This is a genomic window from Polaribacter batillariae (assembly GCF_017498485.1).
In the GTDB taxonomy this organism is placed as follows: Bacteria; Bacteroidota; Bacteroidia; order Flavobacteriales; family Flavobacteriaceae; genus Polaribacter; species Polaribacter batillariae.
The window spans coordinates 1,636,755-1,647,826 of sequence record NZ_CP071795.1 but is presented as its reverse complement, the minus strand read 5'-3'; the positions used below and the strand labels follow the sequence as shown (position 1 = coordinate 1,647,826).

General features: G+C 30.7%; 9 protein-coding genes. All 9 read right to left on the bottom strand.

Annotated elements, in window-relative coordinates:
• Positions 1-4: 4 nt before the first annotated feature.
• The gene (locus JL193_RS07175) at positions 5-1,474 is read right to left on the bottom strand and encodes a hypothetical protein (RefSeq protein ID WP_207973134.1); all 1,470 of its coding nucleotides are present in this window, start codon (positions 1,472-1,474) and stop codon (positions 5-7) included.
• Positions 1,475-1,494: 20 nt separating this feature from the next.
• The gene (locus JL193_RS07170; RefSeq protein ID WP_207973133.1) at positions 1,495-2,004 is read right to left on the bottom strand and encodes a hypothetical protein; all 510 of its coding nucleotides are present in this window, start codon (positions 2,002-2,004) and stop codon (positions 1,495-1,497) included.
• Between the two features lie 98 nt (positions 2,005-2,102).
• Positions 2,103-2,759 (bottom strand): PQLLE family protein, encoded by a 657-nt coding sequence (locus JL193_RS07165; protein ID WP_207973132.1) that lies wholly within the window; start codon positions 2,757-2,759, stop codon positions 2,103-2,105.
• A 359-nt stretch (positions 2,760-3,118) separates the two neighbouring features.
• Positions 3,119-3,676 (bottom strand): 3'-5' exonuclease, encoded by a 558-nt coding sequence (locus JL193_RS07160; RefSeq protein WP_207973131.1) that lies wholly within the window; start codon positions 3,674-3,676, stop codon positions 3,119-3,121.
• Between the two features lie 11 nt (positions 3,677-3,687).
• Positions 3,688-4,314, bottom strand: a complete 627-nt coding sequence (locus JL193_RS07155) for a hypothetical protein (protein ID WP_207973130.1) — start codon at positions 4,312-4,314, stop codon at positions 3,688-3,690.
• A 3-nt stretch (positions 4,315-4,317) separates the two neighbouring features.
• Positions 4,318-4,452: a hypothetical protein gene (locus JL193_RS17390; protein ID WP_302849918.1), complete on the bottom strand. Its 135-nt coding sequence runs from the start codon at positions 4,450-4,452 to the stop codon at positions 4,318-4,320.
• Positions 4,453-4,634: 182 nt separating this feature from the next.
• Positions 4,635-4,769, bottom strand: a complete 135-nt coding sequence (locus JL193_RS07150; protein WP_207973129.1) for an SMI1/KNR4 family protein — start codon at positions 4,767-4,769, stop codon at positions 4,635-4,637.
• 19 nt (positions 4,770-4,788) lie between these two features.
• Positions 4,789-8,223: an HNH endonuclease family protein gene (locus tag JL193_RS07145; RefSeq protein WP_207973128.1), complete on the bottom strand. Its 3,435-nt coding sequence runs from the start codon at positions 8,221-8,223 to the stop codon at positions 4,789-4,791.
• Between the two features lie 4 nt (positions 8,224-8,227).
• Positions 8,228-10,477 carry a hypothetical protein gene (locus JL193_RS07140; RefSeq protein ID WP_207973127.1) on the bottom strand — a complete coding sequence of 750 codons (2,250 nt, stop codon included), beginning with the start codon at positions 10,475-10,477 and terminating at the stop codon, positions 8,228-8,230.
• Between the last annotated feature and the right edge of the window lie 595 nt (positions 10,478-11,072).

Genomic DNA, 11,072 nt, shown 5'->3' with positions numbered 1-11,072 from the left:
TTTATTATATGCAGTTACTATACTCTGTTATAATCTGCATTAAATTTTCTTTTATTTTTAAATCGAATTCTTGATTTTTTATTTCCTCAGAAAGTTTTTTACAATCAGATAAATATGTTGCTAATTTTTCTGACAATTGCTGGTTAGACCTTGAGTCTATCATAAAGCCTTTCTTCTGTTTACTAGTTTTTAATACATATTTCTGTTTTTCTACAGGATCTTGAAGCAACATTATATTTTTTTCTTTCTTTAAAAGCTTATAGAAATAAATATTATTGAATTTTAAACTATTTATATTCTGTAGTTTTTTAAATGCCTCTCCTTTTGTTTTTAATGCGTAATAAGATTCTATATTGTCACCTTTAGACACATTGAAAAAAACCCCTTCTTTTGCCTCAATCTTTTTTAAACGAATTTGATCTCTTTTGTTTTTATATCTTACATATACAGATTGTCCGTAATTATCTGGACCATATTCTGGTAGTACATTACCTGTATTATTAACATCTAATTTTTGGAAAGCTATAAAAATAGCTCCTTTATATGCTTTACCATCTTTATCGGTAACTATACCTGATTTGAAATATATATTAGCGCTATTTTCTTTAGCTAATTGTATCTGTGCTTTACGCAATTCGTATCTTTTTTCTGTTATTTGATGTTCTAAAAGATAACCTGACGCTATTAATTCTATGATTAATTCTTGCAAAAAAGCATTGCTATTTGTGCTGTAATATCTATTTGCTGTGTAGCTTATACTATTATTGTCCCAAGTAGTATATGTATATTTTTTTGAGGCTAACTCTCCATTTGAAGTATTCATAGTAGCAACCAAATTTCTATCTAAATCATATACTTTAATGGTTGCATTGGTTCTATCGTAACCAGGGATAATTGTTATATTACCAACAATACGTACTTTACCCACTTGCGTAAATGTAATTTGCTTGTTTGCTCTAACTTGAGGATAATAACGATTGCGAATTTCTATGCCTCTTTTTTTACGTTCTATTTCTTTCTGTTTGGATTCTAACACAATACTTGTGTATTTTTTATCCAAATCTTTTTTGTTTTCTTGAAACAATTTTTGCAACGCCTCTTTATTAATACCATTATTTGTAAACACTTTGTATTTTACAGTTAGTAAGTGTGCTATAATACGTTCTACTTTAAAAGAAGTAATTAAAACTTCGTACTCTATTTGTGCTTTTTGAGTACTGTTGGCTGATTTAATTTCTAGATAATGGTAAATTTCTTCTGTACCATTATCTGCACCTTTTAAATCTACTTCGAATACCTTTTCACCATTGAGTGTTGAAAACTCATAATGGTCTCTAAAGGGAGAGCTTACCTTTGCTGTTGGCTTTTTATCTAAAAGTATTGTTCCTTTTTTTATTTTTACTTTTTGGGCATGTATATTTAAAAAGCTTCCGCTTATAAAGAATAGAATTGATATGTATATTTTTAGTTTCAAAAAAATGTTACTTTATATTATTAATTGTCGTCAGAAATTGCTCTAAAACTACCATTGGTAACTGTGTAAGTTTCGCTACCAATTGTGGCAGCTCCAGAAAAAGTACCTTCTATAATGCCTCCTGTATTGCTAGTTACTACTAAGCTACCTGTATTTAAACTTTGTATGGTTGCCCCATCAACTCTTAAACGGCAGTGGTATAAACCAGATGTAAAGACATCTCCTGAAAAATTATAGGTACCAGGGCTTACATCTTTATTAGGAATTAATAATGTAATACTTACATAATCTGGGTCTGATAGCTGTAAATTGTTGTTGGCGTTTATAGACAATTGCTTAAAGTTGTTGCCACTAAATGCAGAAATTACTCTTGCTTCTCCCTGAATATCTGTTTCTTGATTGTTTAAGGTAAACTTTATGAATAAATCGCTTGAAGATGGTGTCTCTTCATTATCGTTAGCACTGCAAGACTGAAATGTTACACTTACTACTACTAATACTACTACTAAAATTGTTTTTACTATTTTCATTTTTTTCTATTTTGATTTGTTTGTGTTTATTTTTTTATTGTGTTATTTCGATATTGTTTTTTATTCCTCAAAAAAATGTTCGATTGTGACAGCGTGTTTTAACTTTTTCTAAATATGCCTAGGGCTTCTAATAGTTGTGGGTTATTTTCTAATGCTATGCTTGCCATGGCATAGAAATCTTGCATCCAATTTTCCATTGTTTTTAGGGCTTTGTCTTTTTGTTTGGTTGCGTCTTGGCTTTCACCTACTTCTTTTAGATAGTGGGTTCTTGCCTGTTGAGTTTCTGTAAGTAAATCTTGTCCTTGAGCTAATTCTTCTTCTGTTATATTATAGCTTAATAGTTCTGTTTTTATACTTGGGTTTTGTACTATTTGGGTATAAAAATGTTGTATGGTTTCTATTTTACTTATGTATATAGTTGGTATTGTGCCTGTTATTTGTAATTGTACTAGTGTTTGTGGCTGACGTTTAAACTTTGCTTTTGCTTTTTTGCGGTGTTGATTGTATAGGGTAAACAGGGCTTCTCTTTTTGCTTTAAAGGCATTAAAGGCTGCCGTGGTTTCCTGATCTTCTTGCTGGTTGTTTTGCCAAACAGTTTGTGTAGCATTAAGCAACGCTCTGCCTTCTTCTATTTTGGCTGTGTCATAACCAAAATTGGTTATTTGTGTTGCTATTTCTGTTTGCTGTTGACTGTTTTCTATGGCTACATGCCATTGCTCTAATAGTGCAGCCTCTGATTTCTTATTCTTTGCCATTTTTTTATTTTTTTTAACGTTTTCCTTCTTCTTTTTCTAACTTTTCTCCCTTACTCTTTGTTGGTTTTCTATTCCTACTTGTTTATTTTGTGCTCTTACTGGTTTGTTTGCTATTCCTACTCGTTCGTTTTGCATTCCTACTTGTTGGTTTTGTGTTCCTACTCATTAGTTTCGCGCTCCTACTGGTTGGTTTTGCGTTCCTACCAGCTTTTTTGTTGTTTTGTTAGCCTATTTTACCTTTTTGCTTCTAAATAACTTTAGTGTTATGATGATGATGGAGGCGGTGGTATGATACTCCTGGGTTGTTTTGCTCCTCTTTTTTCTGTTTTTAAATTGGTTTTTACGATGTTCATATTGTATTAATTATTTAATGTCCACCTTAAAATTTTTGCGATGTTTTTTGCATCATCTACACCTCTGTGATGTGTACCTTCTAGTGGGATATTTAATTTTTGCAAGGCTTTGTCCATGCCTAAACCTCTTCTTATACCCAATTTTTTGGATAATGCTACCTTAACATTAGTATAGCTATGATGCATAGGGTAAAAAATATTCTTTTTTTTACACTGTTCTCTAAAGAATCTTTGATCGTAAGCACCATAACCTGCAAATTGATAATACTCTGATTGGTATTCTTTCATTAAAATATTACAAGCTTCTGTTAAAGAAACTCCTTCTTCTTCTATCATTTTTGGTGTTATAGAGGTAAGCTGTGTACAAAAAGGACTTATTTCTGAATGTTCTGGTTTTACCAATATGCCTATGCTTTTTGTTATTTCTCCTGTGGTTACTGATAGTTCACAAACACCAACTTCTATAATTTCTGAATGTTCTTTTTGATAATCTCCATCTACCTCCCAGCAGGTGGCTTCTAGATCTATGACTATAATTTTATCTATTAATTTATTTTTACTCATTTTATTTTTACTTATGTTATTTCAAAACCTGTAGGGTCTAAATCTACGGTTCTGAAATATTCTATTTTTATAGGCATTTCACTTTCTTCTGGAAACTCTATGTCTTCAAAAACCGTGTAATAACCTTCTTCTTCTCTACCCCAAGGGCTATCATCTACTACTCCACAATCATAAAAACTACCATCATCATTGTATCTAAAATAGTACTCTAAATCGTTGTATTCAAATTGTTTGTATTTTAAAATAGTATCTGGTTCAAAACCATCCTTGTCATAAATATGATGTTTATATAGGTTATAGAAAACATCTTCAATAAAAACTCTATCGCTTTCATAATATAGTTCTTCATCATAGTATGTTCTCTCTCTCTCTACAAAATAAGGGCCTGTGGTATTGCTAACTACCATAGATACTGAGTTATTTTGTTTGGTATATTCTTTTACCAAAGCCGCTTCATCATCACCATCTTTTAAGTAGTGACTTATATGAGATAATGTGCCATCGCTTTTGATTATCTCTTTCTTTACTCTTATATCATCGATATAATAAATTTTTCTATAACTACTTGATGAAATCAAAGCTTGTTGTTCGGTAATAATACCTGTGTAATTTCTATATTCTATACGCTCTTTATACATTTTTTAATTATAAGGGTCTTCTTCATAAGCCACTAAGCCATTAACAAACTCTGTAAAAGAATTGGCTATTTTATAGGGAACCACCGTGTCTGGAAAAAACTCAAAAATAGCACCATAATCTGCCTCATCTAAAGACATACTGAGAGAACCTGTTTGGGTAGTGCCTATTCTAATGTGTTGTATTGGAGTTGGTGCGTTAGGGAAATAATAACCAAGTCCTTCGCTATTTGCATACCCCAGTTCATCACCCCCATACTTTAATGGAAGGAAATTAAAAAAATTAATTTCATCTTCTAAAGGCTCAAAATAGACCGTTAAATTTATATCTGCTCCCCCCCATTATATTTTAGCAACTGTTGCTTGTATGCCTCAGGTAAAGTTGCGCCAATAAAAGTTTCAAAGGCATCTATATCCGTTTGTTCTATGAGTTGTTCTCTTGCTATAAATTGTATCATCTTATTTGTTTTAACTACATTATCTTTTACCTGTTAAACCTAATATACTTCTAATTTGTGCATTACTACCTGTGTGTGTAAGCTTTCTATGAATTTCAACTCTTGATAATTGAAAACTGCTTTTTAGGCTTGCATCTAAATCATCTAAATGATGCCATGTTAAATCAAGTTTTTTTCTTAGAGTTTCACCAATATTTGGGTTCACTCCCATAGAGAGCCAACAGTTTTTAAAATCTGTATCTCTAAAGCTGGTTACATTTACTTTTACTGTAGCACTATTGCCTTCTAAAAGAGTAAGAATGCGGTTGTATTCTGTTTCGTTTAGCCCATCTATTGGCGGTGGGTCGTTAAATGTTTTTCCATTCCCAAAACGTCCGTTAGGTAACTTGCTTGTGTTTGCCAAATCTACACAAATACCTGCTGCCCCAGAGTATGGTGGGTCTTTTGTTACCTCAAAAGTTCTTGATACACCGTCTACCTCTATAGTTTTATTAGTGGTGAACGCATAATTTTCACCTAATAAAGAATTGTTTGCAGTATTTATTAAATCTATTCGCTCAACCTCTGTTTTATTCATAAAATCTACATAGGCTTCTATCTCATCTATATGATTTGGCTGGAGTGCTTTAAAAAGAATGTCTTCATCTTTTAAAGTGGCTAACGGGTCAGAGTTATCCCTTACTATTTCAAAATTTTTACCCCTAGAACCTCCTGATTTTTTGATTTTAATAGGTGGAGTAATATGTCCTTTATTAATCACCTCTATAAAATCATTAAACAATTTTTGATTGGTAAGCACTAATAAGGAAGCGGTATCGTCATTAATACCTTTTAAGTAAAACTGTTTCCATCGGTCTATAAGCAGCCCATCATTTTTAAGTAGGGTTAGTATCTCTTCTGACTTATCTGCAAATTTTACTTTAAATGCATATTTTTCTGATTCTGAAAGGTTGTTAATTAGTGCTTTAATATCATCTGAAGTATCTACCAGAAAATCGTTTATGAAATCGTCTAATTGTTTTGTTTCTAGGTCTGTTATTTTGTTCAAAAAAGGAGTATACTCTGCAGTGCTTATAACATTCTCTGGAAAAGGATTGTTTACTGGCAATATCTCTTTAAGTTCTTTTGTTGCTTTTCTGAAAAAACGTCTGGCAACAACATCTCCAGACAGAGTAAGGATTTCTAAGGCAAACAAGAATTTTTCTATGGCCTGGCAACGCTGGTAAGCCGCATAATCTGCACTACCAGGTTGTGGTGGTGTTTTACTACAGTCATTATAGTTAGTACAACCACCATTCGCTAATTTGTAAGCTATACTTGCAGTTGCTACAAGGATATCTGCTGTTTCTATACCTCCTAATATTAAAGATTTTTTAGTGAGATTAAAAATTACATTTTTATTTGCCTCTACAACCGTTCTTACTACAACTTTTGTAGATTTTGCTAGTAAAGATCTAGCAATACCCCAACCTCCTGCAAGAATAGAGGCTATGTCTAGTGCTAAAAATAAAGATTCTTCTCCATCTTGTTTGTCTCCTAAGTCGTCTATATATTTAAGATAAAAAATAGGGAGGTTGTTTGAAGATTCTAAATCGCAGACATTGCTAATTGTACCATTAGCTAGTTTTTCATAATCACCACGACTTACAGGAACTTTTGTAGCAAGGTCGTTTTCATTCATGTTGGAAACACCTACTGGTTGAAAAATATCATACTCCCCAAACGGGACTGGATGAATAGATAAATAAGAATCTCGCTCAACCTCAATTCTAGTTTTTAATGGGATTAAAAGTTCCGCAGGATCATTATATTTTACTTGAATCTTTTCTCCTACAATAATAAAAGTCATATTATCTGAATACCATAAAGATTTTTTTTCTGATTGATAAGGTACTATATATGGTGCAGCATTCTTGTCTACTTTTTTAGATTCTTTAATATTTGTAATGGCATTGTAGTTAGTGTACTCGTAAACTTTTGCTTCACTTCCGTGGTCGTAAACAGCTTCTGGGTTGTATTTACTTAAGAGCCATAAATCATACACAGCTTTAATAAATTGACCCTTTGCCCCCTTACCATCTTCAAAAAATACATCAAAGTTAATACTACTCTCTAATAGTTCATAAACTGTTTTTGATTTGTCTGTATATTTAATTTCGCTTAAATTATTAAGCAAATCCATAAACATATTAATCTCATCATACACAATAACACCTTGGTTATCATATCTTATAATAGACTGTACTATTTTTATAACCAACTCTTCTTCTGTTAATTTGTATTCTAATGGCGTAGGAAACCAACGGCCAGAAACATAAAAATTACTGAGAAGCAGGCTTAAAAGTGCTATTTTTTTATCATAAGGTATTTCCCTTAAAGTAGCAGGTGTAAAGAGTCCAAATATTCTGGTTAGGATGTCTTCTTTATCTTCTAATGGCGTATTATACCAAGTTCTACCTTTTACCCAAGTGTTAAATTCTACTAATCTAGAACGTAGTTTTATGAAGTAGTTAAAATCGAGATAAGTATCATATAAACTAATATCATATATATTACCTATGTTATTAATAATTTCAAAATGTTTGTCAAAAATAAACCTTAAGTTGTATTTATCGGGTCCTATTTTTTGAACAAAATCAGTATCACTAAATATTTCATTAAAAAGAAAAACAACATTTTCTATAACATCTATTTGTCTATCGCCAATAAATCTATCTCCTTTATCATTTATTTTAAACTCTCTATCTATAACACTGCCTAAATACCATTTTATATCTGTATTAACAAAATCTATTAAAATTGGATCGGTACCTAAATTATGATTTGAAAATCTCTCTAAAAAAGTATTATTACTTATTATTTGCTCAGAAATATTATCTCCTTCGTCATTTACTGCATAATCTAACTTATCTATAACTTCTTCATGTAGAAAAGGATTGACCTCTGGGTCTGGAAATTCAAACCATTTTACGGTTATCTTAATTTTATCATCTTCACCTACACCATTGTTTTGAATTTCTCTTTTTACAAAATGTATTCTATCGCCTGGTTTAGGTTTACTTCTAAGTACATGTCTAGAAACAATATTTGCCTCTTTAAAGTCATAAATTTTATAAAAGCGTATACTCGTATTATCGTTAGTAGCAACTACCTTGGCGTTATTAGAAACCTTATATTTTTCTCCTAAATCGCCAATATCTATATATCCTTTAAATTTTTTTGAATCTGCACCAAATGCAGCAAGATAATTATTAAGAATACCTAATCTGCCCGTTTTTTCATAAAAAACATAATTAAAATCTCTTGGGTCAAATTCATCGGGGAGTGTTAATAAAAGACTTGCAAATGCAGATTCAGTATAACTACTTAAATTTAACACACCAATATCTTTAAATATTTTGCTAAAACGGGTATCAATATAATTACCATCAACTGTTACAATAAAATGAGCCATTTTTTTAATTAATTAGGTTTATATAATATTCGCTTTCGTAATTTTGAGGCACATACTTTGCGTATTCATTGGAAGCATAAGCATACCCATCTAAGGTGTATACTAATAATTCCTCATTAGGTTCATATATTTTTAGATTTCCATCAGCATCTTCACCTATAACGTTAAGAGCATATTGCTTATATTTTATTCCGCTTTCGGATATATGATAATAATCTTCTTTAATGTTTTTATTTTTAAAGAATATTTTGGCATTATTTAAAGTATTGTCTTTAACAAGATTTTCTAATTTTAGTGACTGATTTTTGGTTAAACCTAATATTATTTTTGTTGGTGTATCATTTGCGTTTGTCTTAAGCAATAAACCAATAATTTCTTTTTTAAAAATATTTAAAGACACAAAACTGAAAAAATAAGGAGATTTTGGGTTATAGTTCTCGCTTTGTTGTTGATTATGAAACATTCCTGTTACTGCATCTATATTTATAGTGTTTTTTTTTGAAATTACAGGATTACTTATTTTTATTTTATCTAATAATGTCTCATAGGTAACTCTATTTATATAGGTGCTTTCATCTACAGTTTGCAAACGGTCTTCTATTTTTTTGTGTTTTATAGTACCAATATCTTTACTGTTAGATGTATTTGGAAAATTGATAATTTGTAAATCTTCGCTTACTACTGTTGGTAGTTGGTTATTATTACTCGTTGTAAATAAACCTTTAGCGTTTAGTAGCCCAAATACATCGTCTATATCTTTTAATGCATGTACTTCTGGAATTGCTGGGTCTTCTCCGGCCTCAGGTGGTGGTACAAAACTTTCTACAAAGAACTCTTTACCTTCATATATGATTTGTGCAAAACTAGCAATGGTGTTTTCTGCTATAGATGGTGTTATAAGTGTGATAGGTTGTGTGTAATTTGTATCTATTATTACAGCAGGATCATCTAAAGGTTCTTGTAATAAATTAATATTTCTAACAAAATTATTTTCGTGTGCAGAATTGATAACCCCAATTTGAGTAAATAGTGCCGCATCTTGATAATTGTCTGTGATTAGCTGAAATGTAATCGTATTGTTTTCGGTTGCCACATCTTGACTGTTGTTTAGAACATGTATTGGCCAACCTAATGTGCCAAAAGTTGTTTCTTGAACATTGCTTACTGTGGCTCCTATTTTTAAAGCGTTTGTATTTTCTGGATGTATATAGTTTTCATAAAAATTATACGAACGTTGTCTGTTACTTTGTATATATAGGTAGAAATTGTTTTTGGTATGAAAGTTTTCTAATCTAGTTGCAATGGTTTCTTTGGTTATTAATGGGGCTGTTGTATTGTCTATATACAATTTTCCTGCTCCGTTGGCCTGTAACCCATAAAAGGCTGCTATGTCTAAAAACTTTGTAGCTGCTTCTTTTATTCTCTTTTTATTAAAATCGGTTGGTTGTGTGCTAGTATCTAAAGTGTAAAAATCTGCTCTTGCGTAGGCTAAATTTAATTGAAAAGGATTCTTGTTCGTTTCAGTTTCTTCTATAGTGTAATCTCCATTATTTAAAATAATGTCTATCCCTATTTGGTCTGTTGCATTTCCTAAATGCAAACCTCTTTCTACCATTGGAAACTCGTAGGCGCTTTCTGGTTTTTCTTCTGCTGTTTCATTTTCGAAAAATTCTGCTATTTTATAGAAATACTGGTCTATTAAAGAGCTATCTGTTTGTACTTCTAATTCTGCTGTTGAAGTTGGAAAACCAATAAAATTTGCTAGAAAATCTGGAGCGATACCTCCATCTTCTACTCCATAAAATTTTTCGAATTCTGACCAGAGGTAGGTAATAAACCCTGATGGATCAGGAGTATTTTTACCTTTAATTTGTATAGGATTTGTAGCAGTATTTATAAAATCGCTTTTATTGAGCCCTCTATAAATAATGTATTTTATATTTATACCATTAATAGGTTGCTTAAAAGGTTTTAAAATTAAATTGACTTTAGTGTCATTACCTGTCTGTGGTTGCAGAAAAACAACTCCTTTACAAAGTGCGTATATCTCTTTATCTTCTGAAAACGAAACACTTGCTGTTGTACGGAATTGATTCTCGCTAATGGCACCAAAAGATTGTTCTGGGGTTTGAATAAAATTGTTTCCTTGAATAAAAAAATGTGATTGAGACTGTAGTTTTGCAACTTTATTAGTTCCGTTTTGGGAACTTGTAAGTTGTTGCATTTGCTCGCTTGTTTGTGGAGTTTCTGGCATTCTTTTTCTTTTTATAGCTTTGTTAATTATATAACTATTGTTACTCTTTCTTTATTTTATATTGATTTGTTAAGATTATTTTTAAATTAATTTCAACAATTTTATCGAACAGCAATTTTATCAGACAGCAATTTTATCGAACAGCAATTTTATCAGATAGCAATTTTATCGAACAGCAATTTTATCAGATAGCAATTTTATCAGATAGCAATTTTATCGAACAGCAATTTTAAAATTACAGGACTAAATTAAAAAAATATTTTATTTTTCAAAATAAAAAAATGTTAAAATCGTAATTTTATTTTAAATCTGCTAGTAAATTAATAATTATAACTATGATAATTTATGAAGTAATCAAATAATAATTTTTTTTAAAATGGATTCATTATTTTATTCGTAGAATTTTGCTTTCTTTCTTTTAAAGAAGAGGGCTTGTTGAAGTTTTAACCCAGAAAGACTAATGCAATAATTTATACTGTTTCTTGTTTGAATTCTCTTTGTTATAAGATTGTAAAACAATGCTAAAAGCAAATGCTATAATTTTTTAAGACAAGAGTTATTGTATAATATAAGAATGCGTATGATTGAATTGTTG